Below are 19,329 nucleotides of genomic sequence, written 5' to 3' on the forward strand. Positions count from 1 at the left end.
AGCACGTTGACAATCGGAAAAAGTGCGTGCAACAACTACGTGGCACACGCAGGGTTGGCGCTGTTTTTGACTACATTTTTTTGTGTTCAGATTTATGCGGTGGGAAAGGCAAGGGCAAGGAATGGAGTGGCTTATTTGTTACAATTATTCATTTTTTACTCATCCCTTTTCTATTTTTTATTGGAAATCGTGATGTGCTTCGCAGTTGCTTGTCCAAAAAACGAATCAAAAAAGGACACTTTTTACTCACCCATTTTTTATTGATTTAAGTATTCGTGAATACTTCGTATTTATCAGGAATTTCTGCTTTGCAGAACCGCCCTTAAAACTTCGCGTCACTGCGTTCCTGATTTCGAAGCTTTTAAGGGCATATTCTTAATAAAAAGATTGAAATAACGAGAAAAACGTGAAGTTTTAAGGGCTTTTGTGTTCTTTTTTGTGAGTTTGGCTTTGAAGAAAATGTTGTTTTAAAAGTAGGATTTTAACGGAATGGATTGCTCTTGTGCGCGTTTGTAATATGGTTTAATCCCTAAGAAGTTGTATTTCTATATATCAAGTATGATTTAATTTGAAATAAACCGATCCCCGCATTCGCGAGGACAAGGGTTAAATCATATGCAAAATGGATTGGCTTATTCTGAAGTAAGTACTGCAAAAACTGTGACAACCCGATCAGCCCGAAGTGAGCAGCAGGCGAGCCGAAATTATGAAACAGCGGTTGCCCTTAACAATATTATTTGCGAAGCATAACATTAAAAGATTTTAAGGGCAAAAGTAGCTGTGGGTGAGGAATGCGTGTAATGTGTGCAATAAAATAAGTGAGTGCACTACAATGAGCACCTACCGGAGCACAAATTGTAGTGCAACGAACGGCAAGTACAAGGGATTTGGTTAATGAATATGTTTTTTGAAAGATGAGACCCCCAGTCAAGCTGAGGGTGACGGTTTAAAGGTTAATGCCCTTGTAATTGTATTTTATGGAACTAAATGGAGCAAATGACGAACACCTTATTACCTGCACGGATGTTTGTGGCTTGTTGTATTGTTTCTTATGGAAACGGATTTGTTGGTAGTTCGGATTATGATGAGATCCTGAAACAAGTTCAGGATTACGTATCAAAAGGGCAGGGGCAAAAGTAAGTGCTTTTTTCAAGCTCTTACTGTGCGGAATTGGAAGCTGTATTTTTAGTGTTCTAATGATGAGATCTCCAATCAAGTTGGAGATGACGTTTGTGTAAGTTTGGGGTGACAAATTTTTAAAAAAATACTGCTGGAAATGGGGAGTTTACAACGAGGTATTATTTACTTTTTATGGGCACGGAATATAAATCTACTGTGATATATGAGTCATTGGGTAGAGACACGCGAAAGGATTAGCTTCGCTGAATTTCATTTCGCGCGGGATCGGGGCATTTTATTTATAATTTAAATACGGTTTTATAGCTATAATTTTAAAATTGGTATTATCAAGATTTCTTTATTATACCTAATTCTATTAATATGTCTTTTTTCATTTTACTTAAAGGTCTTTTTTCAAAAAGGTTTTCGTCCTTATAAACTCCAAATGCCAAACGATATACTTCGTCCTCAGATATAGTTAATCCTTTAAATTGGGTTGTCAAATTTTGTAAATAACGATCAGAATACACATCTCTTATTTTTCTTAAATCCTGAATTTCATCTTCATGAGTTTCATAAATTTTCTTAAGTTTAAACGCTTCAATAGTTTTTTCTTCTTTACTACCTGCAGCACTTACAATTTTAAAAGTAAAATTATGATAATCCTTATGGTCGTAACTAAATTGAAAATCAATAATCTTATCTATATAAGGGTGTAAATGATCCTTTAAATTAAATTCTTCATCACCTTTTACGGAGCTATTGCATATATGACAGCTTGGAATAAGGTTGTAGAATGAAAGTGCTAATAAAGGGTATTTACTTTTAGGAAACCAATGATCAAATTCAGGACGCGTTATTTTATTTGGATTAATTACTGTTTTTGTATAGGTTCTATTACAATAAACACAGGTATTAATATCTAAATTACTCGCTAAATTGTATGTTGAATATTTTGTCTCTTTTTTTGAAAAAGAATCTGTATAGTTGAATATACCATTCAATATAGAGTGAAGCTTTCCATATTTTGTAATATTGGATTTCTGATATGGAGATAAAGTTTGTTTTTTTGATTTGAGAACACAATTTTTTTTATAAGCAATGTATCCCTTAAATGTGTGGTTAGGAATGGCGTTATAAAATTTTATATTAATATTTTCCAGTACTTTAGGTGAACCTATTAATACTGATGAAATAACAGCATCAGTAAGAAAATTACTTATATCATTATTATTACAATCATTTGCTTTTCTTTTTATTTTTGGAAAAAGTTGAGCAAGATGAAAATCGCGAGCATCTTTAATTTTCTTAAGATTAGGATCTAGGTATATCAAGGCTATTTTTCCTTTTAGTTAAATAATCTATTTCTTTTTGTAACATTTCTTTTTGAAATTCTTTATCCTCCACTAATTCATCAAGCATTTCAGATAATTTTAGACTTATAATTGGCTCATCAATCATTGCGATAATTTTTTTATGATGTTCAAATTGTTCAGAAAAACTAACATTTCTATTTGCTGGATCTTTATTCTCATTCAACCATTTTATTGTCTTTTCAATTTTCAATTTTGCGAATTCACCTATTAAACCACCTTCAACAAAAAATGAATCTGCCAATAGATCTGTAATATTTGCACCAAAAGATTTTTTAGTACTACTATTTACAATTATCATTTTACCATCTTCATCTTTATTCAAATAAACGATATTTTCTTTTGGAATATCGGATAACGTCAGTGGATCGTGAGATGTGAAAATAATTTGAAGCGAAGGTGGATTCTTTAACCCTTCAAAAAAATAAGGAAGTGAGGATACGATTGATTTAACGAATTTTTTCTTCCAAGTTGGATGAAAGGCTAGGTCAGCTTCGTCCAACAATAATATATAATGTTTCTTTGCAGGTAAAATTTTAGTTTTTTCTGATAAATTCTCATCTATAAAAGTGTAAATTCTAGAAAATAAATTTAGTAAGGCATTCTCTCCAGAACTTAATGATTTATTAGTGGGAATATAATTAATAAAACCTTCAATTTTATTTGATTTTTCGTATAAGGGTTCCTCATTTTTATTCCTCTGTAATTTGGGATAATAAGCAAATAAATTCTGTAAAAATTCCTTATGTAATTTTAATAGTTCAAAAATTTTTAATGGCTCGATTTGAATGTTATCATTTTCTACAAAATCTTCCCTGTCTATTTCCTCAATATATTTATATAATTTATTAAATAATTCTTTTATAGACTTTGAATGGAATGCATCAAATTTACTAGAACCAAATTTTATTTTACTGGTGTTTATAAACAATAGAAATGAGTCATAAGCATCTAGATTTTTTGTTTGTTTATCAAACTTGACAAAATTAATTTCCCCATTTGATAAATAGGAATTTTCCTTCTCCATTTGTCTTTCCAAAACGCTTATTATATCTTTAATTAAGTTTCTTTTCAAGAGATACTTATTGACGTCTATTTGATTTAAAACTTTCTTTTTATCTTTACTAAACTTTCTAATATTGCCCCATTCACTTGATTCTTTTTTTAATTTTTCTTTAATTATTTTAAGGGCTGGTCTAAACGAACTTGGAGTATTCCATTCGCGTTCTATTTTGTGCCCTCTAAAAAACAACTTTGATTGACCGTGTTCTGGAAGATTAAAAATGTTTTTAAAAATGTTATTTTTTTTCACCAAATCAGATGAAAAAAACATTAATTGACGCAATGAATTTTTAAAAACTAATTCTTGTGTAGGAGTGTAATTCCATCCATTTGAACTTGTACCTTTGTTCTCTAAATCTTTTAAATCTTCCTCCAAAATTTTATCAAATGAAAGATCATAGTCATCTATTTCGTCAAAGTTTAGGTTGTACTTAAAATCAAAGTGTGGCGAATAATAAATTGTTTGGGCATCTGAAGTGGTATATTTATTCAGTTTTTTAGTTAATTCTTCACCAGCTTTCAATTTCTCACTCTCTAAAGTAGAAAGTTTGTATACTATATTTTTAAAATCAGATTGTAAAATTATTGGATATTCATCCTCTTCACTTTCAATTAATAAAATGGTTTTTGAATTAGGAAGACTAAACTCGTTTTTAACAAACTTACTGCGAATGATGTCCATAATACTAGATTTTCCAGCTCCATTTTTCCCAACGACGGCACTAATTAATGATAATTTACAATCATAACTTGTTAAATCAAAAAAACCTTCTATATGGTTGTGGTTTTTTGATCTACTAATTAAAATTGTACCTTTTTTTTCCTCAAAAGCGTATAAATGTTCACCTCCAAAGTTAATTGTGGTGGGTTCATTTATTAAATATTCATGTTCTTTAACATAAATAGCAACTAATCTCATAATAGCATTTAAATTATAATAAATTGAAGTGTTATGAATATCTTTATTCCCTTTCTTACTGATGGCCCTTTTAAGCCTTCCAACACTACATCCTCAAATAGGTCAATTCACAGGACTTACATTTTCTTTTGGTTTGGTCGATGTCTGCAACATTGAAGCGACCTTCGGTTTTTTCAAATATATCCAAGCCTCTACCTAAAGTAATTTTCCAACCGTTGTCTGCAGCAATGAAGCGGTCGTGATGGTTTTCCATACGGAAGGTTAGATTGATTCCTAAATCTAATACACTTTCTTGTAATTCTTCAAAATTAGCGATGGAATCGGCAATAAATTCTTGATCGTTGTTAGACACAACTTCTAAATTAATTTCTTGGTCTAATTCCTTGTTATTTCCTAACATGATACAAAATTCTAATAGGTTTTTAAACTGATAGGGCATTCTAATGTATGGATCTTGTATGGTAATATTTGTTGCTCCTTTTAGATAATCGGCAAATAGTTTTTTATAAGAAATCCCTGTTTGATTGTCTTTTAAAATGGTTTGATGTGGTTTTAAATTTACTACAGGAGTTGAAGTTTCACTAATATTTATTTCTTCATCTTCAGTTTCTTTCTTTACCTGAATTGCTGCACTGTAATTTAAATTTTCCAATGTTTCAGGGAATACTTCTTTACCTGAACTTTTTATGGTGTATTTAAATTCTACTGGTTCTGATTTGAATGTTTCATCAATAATATACAATTGATCTTTTACACGTTTTCTTCCTTCAACACAAAAATCTAATAATTCAAGTAATTCTTCATCTGTAACTATTTGATCAGGATACAACAATTTCACCATTCCAGAGAACGATTTTCTAATAGCAGTTTTATCTCTTGTTGTTAGTGATGAATCGAGCGTAATTTTCCCATCCAATAATCCTGAGAAATCAGATTTTCTCATTTCTCGCAATAATTCAGCCAGGTAATCTACAATAAATCCATATTCATTAGAGAATACCGAACTTTTTAATATGCGTACTTCCCAACCAGGAATGTACATATGCATTCTGTCTAAAAAAGCTCCTTTGATATAACCATCTGGAATGGATTCAAACAAATGAGAATTCTTCAACATATAAGGCACATTGTGTTTTGTATTCCCAACAAATGCCATTGAAGCTGTTGCTTGGTATGTTTCTTTACCACGATTAAAGCTCTGATTTGCCATATAGTTTTGCATAATCTTCACCAAATCGCCATCGGTACGTTTGCTCCCTTTTTCCTGTTCAAATTCATCTAAGGCTACTACATCCCAATAACCGACCAAACCTATAGCGCCTTTACTTGTATTGTTTACAAATAAGCGTGCTTTTGATACATCGCCACCAGACACTAACACACCGTGTGGAGATAGTTCAGAAAAAATATGAGATTTCCCTGTACCTTTTGGTCCTAATTCAATAAAGTTATAATTGTTTTCTACGTGTGGAATTAACCTTGATAACTGAATAAATTTACCACGTTTGTTAAAACTCTCAGGATTTAATCCAATGCTGTGCATTAATAAATCTAGCCATTCATCTGATGTAAATTCTTTTCTAATGGCTACATATTCCGCTAGATTAACATTGGCAACCTGTATCGGTTTTAAATCGACAATTAACCAGCGCATTGAAATATCATCAGCGTGTGAATACCCAATTGTTAAAATACACCACACACCACCACCACTTAATAATTTTGGATTGTCCAATACCATTTGATCTGCAATAGGTACTTTATGCAATCCTAGATTTGCAAAATCAGCTTCATATATGTTGGCTTGCGTATCATTTAGCCTCACATTAATTTTATCTATAATTTTATAGCTTCCGGCGTTTCTAATCTTCGCTTTTACAATTTCTGCATCAGATCTATGAACATAATTATCACGTATTACATTTTTTACTTTTTCAACACCTGATTTAATCACTTCTTCATCATCAATTGCACAGTATTGACCTAATAAATATTCCAATACATATACTGGTACCGGATTGTTTCCTTTCACCAATGCTGTTAGATCTTTGCGAACTACTTTTCCTTCAAAATGTTGGATTATTTTTTCTTTCAGTTTCATTAAAAATCGGTTTGGATTAGTGTATTGTTTTGAATGCGTTCTTCAATAAGTGGATTTAATTTATCTTCAATATCCACTATTTTCAATTTTAAAAATGGTTCGGTTGCTGCTTCAGAAGCTAGTAATAATTCTACGCGCGCCATTCTTTCACTTGGAGATTCTGAGGTAAAATTCAGTAAAATATGTTCTTCGTTACTTACCAAAGTAGCATCGTTGTACAAGCCAACACTGATGGTTCTTTCTTTTTCCGTTCTAGAAACTTCGTGTTCTTGTAAGATATTCAATTTCAAAATATTTGAAACCACTTTTAAATTTCCTTTATTGATAATTATAGGGGTTACTTTGCGTGTTACCTCTTTTAATTTTCTGGAGCTTTCAATTAAAGGAATTACCACTTCCTGTAAACTACCACCACAGTGCACAAATTGATGTCCAACGCCTTGTTTTTTAAATCTATTTACAGAAAAAGGCACTGTTACATAGATGTCATCTTTAAAAGTTGTTGTAGCCGCTAAAGGTATTGAGTAGCCTAATTCGGGCATTGTTTTATCTAGCGTTAGATAATACCTGTTATGTGATTGAATGACATCTATTGTTGGTAAATTTTCTTTGTCTTTTTCTTCAATTTCTCTGTCGTTGTATAAAAATCCGTGATCTGCGGTAATAAATACTTTTGCTACGTTATAAGAAGCGTGCAATAGTTTTACAAACGTTTGTAATTCTTTTATGGCATCTTCCACAGCACCAAAAGCTCTGCGTTCAGAAGGTTTTTTATCTCCAGTTGCATCAATTACGTCGTGGTACACATAAACAACATCGTTCTTAAAAATATCACGAATCTTTGGACGATCTATACCATCTAAATCACCATATTGGATAGCTTTAGATTTCTCCTTGAATTTTTGTAATATTTTACTTCTATTTTCTGTTCCTGAAGTTGAAATATCGTCACTTTTTATATCGCCACCATTGAATATTTTATTTTTACCTGGTAATAATTGTGCCATACCTACATTTGTTTTTGAAGGGATGGACGCCAACATATAGCGCATCTCTGCCGTATTTTTTGAATCACCGTGCATTTCAGACAGTAGCTCGTGCGCAGCTTCATAGCGCAGGGCATCAGAAATAATGACTACCACTTTTTGATCTACCGGAGCAATTTCGGTTTCATAAAAATCGTATTGCTTAGGAACGTTTATTTTAGGATAGTTGAATTGAAACTGGTTTAAACATTTTAACCATTCACGGTTTAGAGTGTCGGTATGTTTTTCATAGGTTGCGTTTAAAGCAGCGTGTAACTCGTCAATATTTATAATTTCAGGTATTTCAGGAATGTCTAATTTTTTATACAATGCAATGGCTTTTCTATAGCAGGCATCTACTTTGTACCATTTCTCTGTATATTGTTGCACATACTCTTCTGGTGTATCTAAAATATAGGTTTTTACCTTGCTTATCAATTCCTGCATTTTGGCTACCTGAATCCCATATTTTAGCATATAAGCTACGGCAGGTTGCACATCGGATTGCAAACTCACCATTTCTAATTTTTTAATAATCTCAGTTGGCGATATTGCCATATGCGCTTGCACCTTGCTTATTAAAGTCCAAATCATTTCGGTATTAAATTCAGCAAAATTGGCATCTTCACCATATACTTCTATTAATGTAGCACCTTTAATTTCGTTGCTTACTTTTTGTAAAAGTTCTTTAAAGCCAGACTTTAATGCTGGGTGTCTGTCAATTTCATACAACATTTGATTTAACCTGGTAAGCGCTGTGGTATCTGTAATTTTAAACCCTTTGTAAGGATCATTTCCTTTTACGCTATTGATGGTTTGTGTTAATTTATTGTATAAAACACTCCTTGCTACTTGTAATAAATTTGCCTCGCTTATATTTTGAATGGCATAGCCTGTACAGTCTTTGATATGCTTTAATACCTCGTCTTCAAAATTTAAGTTTTTTATTTTGTTGCTTACTTTTTGCAGTTCATTTGCATCTGTATGGATGGTTAGCGTTAACATTTTGGCTATTAACACTTGCCAACTTTCAATGGTTTTAAATTTTAAGAAAGAAGCAACCAAGGCTTTTTGTAAAGCTGGTTCTTTAAAATTTGCTGCGTTTAATATAGGTTTGCACACTTCTTGCACACCCGCATATTTTAATTCTTTAATGTATTTAGCTACCAATGTTTTTTGGTGACGTTGTAAGCCATAATCTTCTAAAAAAGCACCTACATTGTCTAATTGCAATTCTTTATTAGCCAAGTACAAACCCATTAGCGGAAAATTATGATAGGCTTCCTGCGTGTTGGGATGCGCCATTGGTATATACAATAGCACTTTGGTATGTTGTAATTGGTTTAATAGTTTATTTTTTAACGAAAAAGGGTTGTTCATCCAGTACTCTGTATGAATATTTGTTAACTGCAAATTTTGGACTTCTTCCAAATATTCGCTGCTTTCATCAAAAAAGAATAAAATCTTTAGTTTTGGAAACCGTGTAAAATAACTTTCAACTTTTTCTTTTAACATCTTATTTAATTTTTGCCAGTACCGATTGGAATTTTTTATAATTTACATCTACACCGTCATCCAAATCCAACGAAATTTGTAGATCGGCAATATTTTTTAGCTCCATATCGTAGGTTTCACATTCTACGATGTCTTTGCGTACTTGATCTAAACGTTTGGCCTGTTGGGTATTTAAATTGCTTGTATTGTTTGCCAATACACTCATTTCAGAATTTAGATTTTTAATATGCTCTAATAAGTAATTGGCTCTTATTTTTTCTGCCGTAAATGCATTCATACGGTGCATATATACCAATACCTGAAAAGCACCTGTTTTAGAACTGAACAACCAATAAATTGGTTTCTTTTTATACATACCACAATGGTATTTGTAAAAGTCGTTGACTAAAAACTTGTCTAAATCTTTGTTTAAACAATCGTGTATAAAGTTGGTGTTTTCTATACGGGTTTCGTGCCCCCAAATAGCGTCTAACAACTTATTTACTAAATGCAGTGCATCATCTGGAAAATTGCAGTTGTTGCCCATTAAAGGGATGATGGCGTCTTCGTCTATTTGGATAGCCCCCTTGCCCCCAAAGGGGGTAAAGTATGAAGCTAACTCCTCTGCGGTTGGGTTTGGGTGTGCAATGTTTAGGCCTGGCTTGTCTAAACGGTAGCGCCCCATATAAATACCAATTGCATAGGAAATAAACTGACTAATAACCTCTGCTTTGTTGATTGGCAACTGTATTGCTGCGGCTCCTTTTTCTCTAAAAATAGGTTCTAAAGCTTCTAAATCTTTGCTTTTTAATTCTTCCTGTAAAATGGTAATATCTTTTAAAGCAACCTCTGGTGTTAACTCTTCTTGTAAGCCATAAATGTCTATAAAAATACGGTTTAGCTCTTCTTCATTACTGTGCAATTGAAAGAAATCTTTGGTTACCTTTTCTTGCCAAACTTGATACGCTTGTTTTAAATTAATACTATCATTTAATAATGGTGCTTTTTCAAAATCCCAAGAGGTTTCGCGGGAGTCCCAGTCTTGTTTAGAATTTTTAATAAGTTTGTCAATTATTTCTTTAATATTATGATTGTCTAAATTTAATAAAATCGGTGCTTTGTTGATTTGGCCTACTTCAAAATTTATAGTAGGACTTATTGCGGAAAGCAAAGAAGTAATTACTTTACTATTCATTAATCCAAAAAGATAGAATAATTGCTTGTCATTTTCAAAGAATATGCTTGTACCTGCTACATCAAAAATATAACCTTTAGGAACATACCTAAAAGCTAAACCTTTAGAACTTATTTTTGACCAAGTAATTCCTTTTTTAAAATAATATTCTCTATTGATTACTCTACCTGAAGATTTTACGTTTACACCCGGTGTGTTATCAATATAATCACAAATTGTTTGGCCATCTTTTTCAAAGTTTACGATTGTACCAGGTATGCCATACCATTTTCTTGAACCTCCTCCTTTGTTATATGGAAACCATTTCATTGAAGATTCTAAAGCATCTTCTCTAGAAGAAAGACTAATTCCTATTTTCATTAAATTTACTTCACTCCAATCTCTAACGAATTTACCATTATTGGTTGTAGCCATACCTTGACGAGGTTTAGCTATTTTTTCTAAATTTTCAGCTTTAATAAAATTAGCCAGTACATTTTTACTTACCCAATAAGCTATCGGGTTACTAGGTATTTTAGAAAAGTTTGTTTGGGGGATATTTGGATAAAACAGTTTATTACCTTCTGCTGTACCTTTTTCTGGAATTTCTGTAATACCTTCTTCGCCACGGTATTGGTTAAAATCATATTTGTAATTTACATTTCCATTGCTATATAAAAAGAGTTTTTCAATGTCTTTGTATAAAATGTGTTGAAAATTGCGTTCGTGTAATCTAAAATAAGTACCAATAGCGTTTTTACTTTTAGTTTTCTTCATAGCAAAAGCTACAGAACCAAAGTCAATGCCAAAAATCCCTCTTCCCATATGCAATAGGCTATCGAAAGAGAAGTTATTTATGTATTCTTTTCTTATTTTTTCAAAAGAAGATAAAAACAGCCAAGAAGGTAAATTTATGAGGGCAAACCTTGAATCATTTTGAGTTAGATTAGGAATCACCTCCATAAACACCGTCATTAAATCGGTTTTTGTTATCGGATAATTATCATTTACATAATTTTTTAAGGCAGCATTCATACTTTTTTGCCCCATATAAGGAGGATTCGCCACTACAGCCGTGTATTTTTTGGTCAAAATTAACAGAACAGGAATGTAGGTTTTTAACCCTTGGAAAATACTTTCTAAATTGATATCGAGGTATTCTGTTTGACTTAACTGTTTAAAGCGGTTTTCAATAAAATTACGTGCTTTATCTGTTAACACAAATTTTAGTACAGAGCCCAAGTTCTTCCCTTGTTTTAGTAAACGTAGTGCCATATCTAAGGCTTCTACATATTGTTCACCATCGGTACCTAAAAAGTCTTTTAGCTCTTGGGTGCTAAAATTGGCAGCTTCAGGGAAACTGTACACATTTGGTAACCAACCTTTGGTAAAAATATCGCGGTACACTTTTGCTGCTTTTAGCAAAATAGCAAAAGTAGCGAGTTGTGCTGCACGGTCGTCTATATCTAAGCCAAACAAGTTGTTTTTTAAAATGGATTCTACAGCTTCTTCTGGGGTGTAGTATTCTTCTACATACATTTGGTAGAGTAGGTCGAAGCCTTCTACTAATATGTGGCCAGAGCCGCAGGCTGGGTCTATGAGGGTTAGGTCTTCGATGGTGTTGATGAGTGCACTTCGACTACGCTCAGTGACCGGTTTGGTTTCCGATGAAGAGATTGCTTCGCTATCCCCTTCGACAAGCTCAGGGTGACAGCTCGCAATGACGTGCCCCTCGACTGCGCTCGGGGTGACATTTTCGGTTTGGACTAAATACTTCATTGAAGTTTTTAGTGGGCTGTTTGGGTATTTGTCGAGCCAAATTTTACCAGCGGTATTTTGCACCATATATTTAACAATCCAGTTGGGTGTAAATATTTGGGTTGCTGCGGGAATGTCTTTAGCTTCGGCTTTTTTATTTTTTTTGAAAGATGCGAAAACCTCATCTTTACGTTCAGAAATATAAAACTGGTATAACCAACCAATGAGTTCTACTTCTTGGTATTCGGCATCAGAAATGGCATCGGTGGTATTTAGCAAGTGTAAAAAACCACTTTCCTGTAACATATTGTCGGGAAGTAATAGTTCGGTGTAATCGTCTATTTTTCCAAACACGTTGTTTAACATAGTGTTACTATGGCAATAGCCTACTAATAATATGGCAAAAGCTTCTTGATCTTTGCTGTAATCGCCAATAATTTTTTTTAATCGTTCCTGTTCTTGTTTTGATAGAAAACTGTATTGCCCTTGACGTGCTTTTTGTAATAAAAGTGGTGTGTGCTCTAAACCAACAGCATTTTCTAATTGTGGCTGTTCGTAGCCATTTTTTGCCATAATACGCAATGCCATAATACGGTTGAACCAGGTATAGGCAGCTTCTTCAACCACCACTTCAATACCTTTGTGTTGTACTGCAGCTTTTAAAGATTCCCATAAATGGGGTACATTTTCATCGTCATACGCTTCTCCTCTAAACGTATATCCCCCAGCTCTTTTTTGTGGAGCCTCTAATACTGTACCATTGGTATTAAAACCCCAATACAAGAGTTTTTTGGCAACACCATCCATTAATAATCTACGAGACTGTTGTGCAAAGGTTTTAGTATTCATAATTATTTTAGGATGATGGTTTTATTTTGTTTTAATAAGGCTAACATATCTTCGCGTACTTTTAAAAGATAGGCATTCATTTCAGCTTCATTTGAAATGGTAGCGGCACCTTTAGAAACATAATACGGTGCTGATTCTGCTACTTTAGCACCTTCAGATTTAGGTGTTGCTTCAATTATTTTTTGAAGTTCTTTCGATTTAAATTCAGTTGCACTTAATTGTTTGTTTCTTAATACAGCTAATGAAGTTATGGCGTCAATACCATTTAACGTATATTCTTTGTCGGCATATTTATCTTGTGAAACTTTACGTTTTGTTGCTTCAGCTTCTAAATCTACATACACATTTTCATAGGTTTCTTTCACCAGTTTTTTTAACTCTACAACAAATTCCTTTAAAGCCAGTTTTACTTCCTCATAGGCTTTCATACTATGGCGAAACTCTTTTCTTGGATCTTCTAATATTAAAAAGTCGTTTATTTTTTTAACCTTCTCCAAATTTTCTGGAGACAACATTTTAAAGTTTTCATTGTTTTCTCTTACAAAAGATTTGATTTCATTTATTTGAGCGAATGCTTTTTGAATGAAATCATCCATTCCTTTTGTTGTATCGAATAAGATTTTGGAAACTTCTTGCTCTTCTATAAAATTTGAAAACAGTTTTTTAAGGTCACGGGTTTGTATCCAAGTAGTTAATACTTTTGTAGCTGCTTGAAAACAGTTTCCAAAAGGATATTTACCATAGTAGTTTTTTTCTAATTCCTGATGAGTGGTTAACTTTTTAGTAAGCGCCGCAATTAAATCTTCAAACAGGATGTTTTTATCGGTAGCAGGATTTAAAGCTTCGTTAAAAATATTTTTGTAGGCACTTACCACATTGTCTAAAATTGTCTGGTCAATTTCTTCGCCAGTAACTACTTCACAAGACATTCTTTCGGAAGTTGACACTGCTTTGTTGATAAAGTCAACAATTGGGTAGCTTTGCTGTCCTTTGTACACAAACTCACGTTTTTTCTTTTTCACCAAATGTACCAATACATCTAACACCGCTTCAAAGCGCCATCCAAAGGGTTCTTTGGCAAACTCGTTGATGAGGTCGTAAACTGTAATTTGATTGTTATTGGCTGTAATAAAATCGTTTACTGTTATTTCGGCAGGCGTTAATGTTGCAAATAACACCTGGTTGCTGGCAGCCGATTTTTTTAGATCTTGTTGAGTTCGAGCATATTCAGCAGCTAATTTATGGTTTTTATAAATACCTGATAAATGGTAGTCTATTAGATTTTTAACACGATCAGGAGCCAATACTCCATTAATTTGATCACTTTCTACAATGGTATTTTGAGAAATAAAGCGTGTTTCCAGAAATTTATGTTTTAATACATTTTCAATCTTCTCTTTTAAATCGGTGTTTCTAATTTTGAAGTTTTCGTTGGTTCTTGAACGATTACCAGTTCCATCACCAGAATTATCGCTGAAATATTTATTGGTTTTGCAATACCATTCAAAATCTTTACGCAAAGCTTCATCGTTATTAAACCACTCGTTGACACAAATTACCAAGTCTTTTTTATTGAGGTCTAATGCTTTTTGAGGTATAGGTGTGTTATCGGTTAATAATACAGTTAAGCTAAAATCTCCATTTCTTAGAAATTCTTTTGCTTCAATGGCATAGCCCATTTTAAAGTCGTTTTGACCATAAGTAACTTTAGGACCAATTTTTACTAAGGGTCTAAAAAAGTCATCAAAAGCTTTCAATCGATCTTCTAAAATAAGTGTTTGGCTTTTAATTAAATTTTGTACATCCATTTCATCTTCATTGAAAAAGAAATAGCTGCCTTTTTCCTCTCGGATGATACTTTCTTCCACCAGTTTATTTAAAACTTCAGCAATGTCTTTTTGAAGTTTCATTTTATTCTGATCTAAGGTATTCATTAACAGCACCCCTAAATTTTCAATATTAGAAGGGAATGTTTGTCGCTGATTTTCTAATAAATTAGAAATCATAAACAATACTTTTACTACCCGTTCTGCAAAAGGATTGTTTTTAACATAAGATAATTCCAAGGCATTTTCAATGGCTTTAGCACCTCTGTTTGTTAGGTTGGTATTGAATTGTTTGTTGTAAAAAGCATCAAAAGGTATAAAACCACCAACAACATCTTCACCGTGTTCTTTTGCTGTAAAGTGTGTAATACCTAAAATACTACGTTCGTTATCTTTTACTTGTTTAATTACAAATTTTAATTGTTGAAAAGCTTCAAAAACGTGTGCAATTAATTTAAATTGATAGGGTATAAAAGGATAGCCAATTATAAATTCCTCTTCAGATTTGTACCCTTTGTAAAGGTCGTGGTTAATTTTGAACTGATTTTGAATGTAATCTTTATGTTCCGCATACATTTTATTCAGCACTTCAATACCTGTGCTATTTTTATCTAGTACTCTTCGTTGGGTAATGTACGAAGCATCGTTGCTTTGTAAAGAAATACGTGTATCGAAACGTCCTAAAATTTTCCCAAACTCATCTTGAACATCTTTAACACCATCTGCACCCAATGAAACTTCATCTAATGTTTGTTGTGCGGTACAAGCAATCCAAACCTGGTTGTTGCAATCGTCACTTACACGTTCTATGATATTTTGAAAGTTTAATAGAATTTCTTTGTTGGAACCTACATATTGTGAAACTTCATCGACTAAGAAAAGTAATCTGTACTCCTTATCTTTTGTTGCTAAAAAAGATTTAAGTTCAGGAATAAGAGTTGCATTGATACCTACTTTAAAGTTGTCGGGGTTTGATAATTTGGAATGTAAAGACACAATATCAAATTCTGGACATAATTTTTTGGCAATTTCCAATACATCTTGCAATTGAAAAGAAGCTACAGTTGCTGCGTCTGTTTCCCAATTAAAACCTAGCTCTTCCTTTATTTGTTTTTTAAAAGCTTCAAATTGCCCTTTGTGATCTAATTGCTTTTCTAACAAAATAGCCAGTGGTATGTCGTTAGGATTGTAGCCTCTAAATTTGTTAAACATATTTAAAAAGATACGCGTTAATCGCTCTTGACTGCCATCATCAGTTTCATCTTCTACGTTGAACATAATATTGTCGCAATTGGCAGCAGTAACTCTTTTCTTTAGTAGTTTTAAGTTACTTATGGTAATCGCATCAATACTACCAGCTTTCATTGTGTCGTATTTTGAAACTGCTTTTTCAAAAGCTTCAAAGGCACTTTCTGAGGTTTCTGCGTCTAATAAATAATGTACGTATTTAATAAAGTGAGATTTACCTGAACCATAATACCCGTTGATCCAAATACCTGATTTACCAGAGCGTTTGTTTAAAACTGTATCAACAATATAAAATAGTTTTTCTATCAATTCATCCGTAAAAACATACTCCTTGATTTCAGCTTCAATAGTTTCTTTGTTTTTATTGCTAACAACGACAGCTGGATTTATTTCACGGTAAATATCTCTGTCATAAATTTCTTTTAATAGCATCATTTTTATCTTATTCGTTAATTAATTTAATTGCTCGGTATAAGTTTTCATCTTTTAATAATCCAAACAGACTGTAATATTCTTTTGCTTCCCCTGGATAAAACATAATAAGCTTATAACCATTTATAAAACCTTCAAATTTGCTCATAAAACGACTTGCCCGTATGTATGGAAAAGCGTTGCCAAATCCTTTTACAAAAACATAGGCAACCTCGTAATTATTTACATTATTTAAATGGTTCTTTATTTTTGTGTTTAGAAAGTTTAAAAAGCGATTGTCGTACGCATCTTGTTTTAATGCTTTGTCAACAGCCTCCGCTTTATTTAATTCGTGGATTGTGTAAAAGTCAAATTTGTTGCTTTTTCCGAATTTTTCTTGTTTTAGGTATTCAACAAATTCCTCGTAAATGTCAATTACCATTACATCTAAATAGTTATTTGGTCTGTGTAATCTGTTTTTTATATCAAGTATTTCCTGTTCAATTTCATATTCGTTATCAGCATTGTACATATACATATACGCAGGAAAAAATAATTTACCCGTGTGATGATCTTGAAAATCTTTATCGCTTAATTGTTTGTATAATTCTGTTACTGTCATTCTAATTGCTATTTATAAAACAGGCTTTTAAAAACCAAGATTCGTTAATTTCTTTAAAATAGTTCCAAAACTGTTCGCTGCATTTGGTGTTTTTATGAAGTTGTTTTTTATTTAACAAACCTGTTTCTTTTAAAGCTGTTCTAAATTGAGAGTTTAATTTGTCTAGTGTTTTTTGAGACCACTTTTCAACATCTACATTGACAGAAGCAATTTCATCAAAACGCATTTGTATATCAAAGGGGTCTAAACTTGAACCTATATTAAATTTTTTTAAAGCTACTTCTAAGTGAATATCTAAAATAAGCGGGTATGTTTTTAAACATAGATAGAACAATCCCAATTTTTGTTCAGTTTCTGACCAATTAATAAAGTAATCCCAGAAATTGTTTGGTGCATTGTTGTAGCGTCTAATTATTTCAGAAATAATTCTTTTTCGAGCTGATTTTGTAGCAACACGCATATATGAATTTTGCTCTTCTTCAATTTTCATCAATTCAGCAAAATTTTCATTTAAAATGATTTCTTGTAAAGATAAAAATTCGTGGTGTAAAATACCTCCAGCAGTAAAGTTAGCGTCGTATTTTTTTGAATTATTATCAGTCATTTTTAATTTTTACACCTTATTTATATTATTATTTAATTCCTCTCTTTTAAAAAGGTTGCTGCAATTTCATTGACATCAATTATTGTGTTAAAAGCGCTTAAAAGATGTCTGATTTAGAGAATTATAGCAATTAACTCTTCTTAATTTTATTTTTTTTTGATAAACCTAATTTTTAGGAGTACCAAAGGAGGCTAAAAGTAATTAAATTTTATGATGTGGTTTATGATAAATGTTATTTTTTACATTGTATGGTTTTGATTGGTTAATAGGGTTTAATTGTGAATTTTTTATATGTTTTTTAAATATTTTTTTTTATATTTGAAATGTAGGTTTTCATAGGCCTACATCTTTTTCATAGCAATTTTTAACCCATCTCGCAGAGGTGGGTTTTTTTATGTTTATACTTTTTTGGTTGAGTGTTTGTCAAATTAAAACAAATTAGTGTAAATTTTATTACGGGAAACCGTAATGGGTGTTCTTTCTTTTTTTGCATTGCCCAATAAAGAAACAAAAAACCGAATAAAAGTTTGTGTTTAATTTTAAAAGAATTACATTTGATATGTTAGGTTGTTTTTAGATAGCCTAACTTCATAGCAATTTAAACCCAACTCTTTTGAGTTGGGTTTTTTTATTGTCTTTTATCTTTTGAATCACGATCAAAGCTTATCAAGTTAAACATTACTCATCCCTTTTTTATTTGTTTTGGTATTCGTGAATAATGAACTTACTGTCTTTTGTCTATAGAATTTGAATCATATGCTATAACGTTCATCATTTGTTTTAGCCTGCTTCTTACACGATTTCCATATTTTTTCTCAATTTCGTCTACGTTGAGGTTGGTGGTGATGTGGGTTTTTGAATGACTTTGGCTTTGACTAAAACTAAGACTATGACTTTGGCTGGTTTGGGTAAATAAATCATAACGTGATAAAAGTATTTCACCCATTACGTTACATTCTTTTGCGTAATGAGAACCGGTTGGTTCTACACCTAAATCGTCGAAGCAGTAGTTTTTTGTCTGGTTGTATTTTTCTAAAACTTCGAATCCGGATGTATTGAAATTAAAAATAATATTTCGGGTTGGAACGAGCGAGTAGTTAGTTTTGTGTGGTGCCAGGTGCAATAGTAATTTCATCAATGATGTTTTACCGCATCCCACGGGTCCAGTAAGCAATAAACCTTTGCTGGTGTCGATTCCCATTTGAGCGCAGCTGTGGTGGTCTTGTATGAAGTATGAGCATAGTTTGAAAATTAGTTTTTCGTCTTCTTTGTGAATTCTGAAGTTTTTTCCGAATAACATATGGCCTTTGATGTTGAGGTAGGTTTTTATTTTTTCGAAATCGTAGTGGATAGTGTTGTTTCGGATTTCTCCTATTTGGAATTTTGAGGTGCCTTCGGTTTTGATGTGTGGTGTTGGGTTCATAGTGGTTAATTTTTTTAATTGCTATTATCGAATTGACATTTTAGACTCTTAGAATGTTCTTTTCATTTTGCCTTGATGCAAAACGAAACAAAAAATCAAGCCTTGGATTTTCGGCGGTCAAATACGTTCTTAAATCCTAAAAGAAATGAACTCGCTACGCTCAAACAGCATTTCTTTTTACGGATTCTTCGAACTTTTGACACTCGCCTGCCAAATCCTAGGGCGGTTTTTATCTGCTAAAGTGGGATATCATATCTTTTATTTTGGTTGACGTGGAGGTTGTCTTGAAAATGGTCAAGTGGTAAAGCGTTTGGATCGTTT

General features: G+C 32.4%; 11 protein-coding genes. 2 read left to right on the forward strand and 9 right to left on the reverse strand.

Annotation, left to right across the window (positions count from 1 at the left end; all coding sequences use genetic code 11):
• Together EC396_RS17975 and EC396_RS17870 are read left to right on the forward strand one after the other, a co-directional pair.
• Positions 1 to 269, forward strand: a 269-nt coding sequence (locus EC396_RS17975) for a hypothetical protein (protein ID WP_205757942.1), incomplete at its 5' end; no start/stop codon positions are given.
• Between the two features lie 727 nt (positions 270 to 996).
• Positions 997 to 1,140 (forward strand): hypothetical protein, encoded by a 144-nt coding sequence (locus EC396_RS17870; protein WP_164975243.1) that lies wholly within the window; start codon positions 997 to 999, stop codon positions 1,138 to 1,140.
• A 326-nt stretch (positions 1,141 to 1,466) separates the two neighbouring features.
• On the opposite strand, the gene EC396_RS10460 is transcribed toward EC396_RS17870, so the two are convergent.
• The 9 genes from EC396_RS10460 to EC396_RS10500 form a co-directional block, all read right to left on the reverse strand.
• The gene (locus EC396_RS10460) at positions 1,467 to 2,453 is read right to left on the reverse strand and encodes an HNH endonuclease (RefSeq protein WP_129366650.1); all 987 of its coding nucleotides are present in this window, start codon (positions 2,451 to 2,453) and stop codon (positions 1,467 to 1,469) included.
• Entirely contained in the window at positions 2,434 to 4,473 is a 2,040-nt protein-coding gene (locus EC396_RS10465; RefSeq protein WP_129366651.1) for an ATP-binding protein, read from the reverse strand. The genes EC396_RS10460 and EC396_RS10465 overlap by 20 nt, the downstream gene beginning before the upstream one ends.
• An 85-nt stretch (positions 4,474 to 4,558) precedes the next feature.
• On the reverse strand, positions 4,559 to 6,574 hold the full coding sequence (brxL, locus tag EC396_RS10470; protein WP_129366652.1) for a BREX system Lon protease-like protein BrxL: 2,016 nt from the start codon (positions 6,572 to 6,574) through the stop codon (positions 4,559 to 4,561).
• Positions 6,574 to 9,114 carry a BREX-1 system phosphatase PglZ type A gene (gene pglZ, locus EC396_RS10475; protein ID WP_129366653.1) on the reverse strand — a complete coding sequence of 847 codons (2,541 nt, stop codon included), beginning with the start codon at positions 9,112 to 9,114 and terminating at the stop codon, positions 6,574 to 6,576. Before pglZ ends, brxL begins: the two co-directional genes overlap by 1 nt.
• 1 nt (position 9,115) lies before the next feature.
• Positions 9,116 to 12,874 (reverse strand): BREX-1 system adenine-specific DNA-methyltransferase PglX, encoded by a 3,759-nt coding sequence (pglX, locus tag EC396_RS10480; protein ID WP_129366654.1) that lies wholly within the window; start codon positions 12,872 to 12,874, stop codon positions 9,116 to 9,118.
• A 2-nt stretch (positions 12,875 to 12,876) separates the two neighbouring features.
• Entirely contained in the window at positions 12,877 to 16,383 is a 3,507-nt protein-coding gene (gene brxC / locus EC396_RS10485; protein ID WP_129366655.1) for a BREX system P-loop protein BrxC, read from the reverse strand.
• Positions 16,384 to 16,390: 7 nt separating this feature from the next.
• Positions 16,391 to 16,981 (reverse strand): BREX protein BrxB domain-containing protein, encoded by a 591-nt coding sequence (locus EC396_RS10490; RefSeq protein ID WP_129366656.1) that lies wholly within the window; start codon positions 16,979 to 16,981, stop codon positions 16,391 to 16,393.
• 1 nt (position 16,982) lies between these two features.
• Positions 16,983 to 17,585: a BrxA family protein gene (locus EC396_RS10495; protein WP_129366657.1), complete on the reverse strand. Its 603-nt coding sequence runs from the start codon at positions 17,583 to 17,585 to the stop codon at positions 16,983 to 16,985.
• A 724-nt stretch (positions 17,586 to 18,309) separates the two neighbouring features.
• Positions 18,310 to 18,885, reverse strand: a complete 576-nt coding sequence (locus tag EC396_RS10500; protein ID WP_370276476.1) for an ATPase — start codon at positions 18,883 to 18,885, stop codon at positions 18,310 to 18,312.
• Positions 18,886 to 19,329 lie beyond the last annotated feature (444 nt).

Origin of the sequence: Lutibacter sp. HS1-25 (assembly GCF_004121075.1) — a bacterium.
Lineage (GTDB): Bacteria > Bacteroidota > Bacteroidia > Flavobacteriales > Flavobacteriaceae > Lutibacter.

Excerpts from the sequence above, each read along its gene's own strand:
- EC396_RS10490 (WP_129366656.1), bottom strand. The coding sequence starts at position 16,981 with ATGACAGTAACAGAATTATACAAACAATTAAGCGATAAAGATTTTCAA.
- EC396_RS10500 (WP_370276476.1), bottom strand. The coding sequence starts at position 18,885 with ATGTTATTCGGAAAAAACTTCAGAATTCACAAAGAAGACGAAAAACTA.
- brxC (WP_129366655.1), bottom strand. The coding sequence starts at position 16,383 with ATGATGCTATTAAAAGAAATTTATGACAGAGATATTTACCGTGAAATA.
- pglX (WP_129366654.1), bottom strand. The coding sequence starts at position 12,874 with ATGAATACTAAAACCTTTGCACAACAGTCTCGTAGATTATTAATGGAT.
- pglZ (WP_129366653.1), bottom strand. The coding sequence starts at position 9,114 with ATGTTAAAAGAAAAAGTTGAAAGTTATTTTACACGGTTTCCAAAACTA.
- EC396_RS10465 (WP_129366651.1), bottom strand. The coding sequence starts at position 4,473 with ATGAGATTAGTTGCTATTTATGTTAAAGAACATGAATATTTAATAAAT.
- EC396_RS10495 (WP_129366657.1), bottom strand. The coding sequence starts at position 17,585 with ATGACTGATAATAATTCAAAAAAATACGACGCTAACTTTACTGCTGGA.
- EC396_RS17870 (WP_164975243.1), top strand. The coding sequence starts at position 997 with ATGACGAACACCTTATTACCTGCACGGATGTTTGTGGCTTGTTGTATT.
- brxL (WP_129366652.1), bottom strand. The coding sequence starts at position 6,574 with ATGAAACTGAAAGAAAAAATAATCCAACATTTTGAAGGAAAAGTAGTT.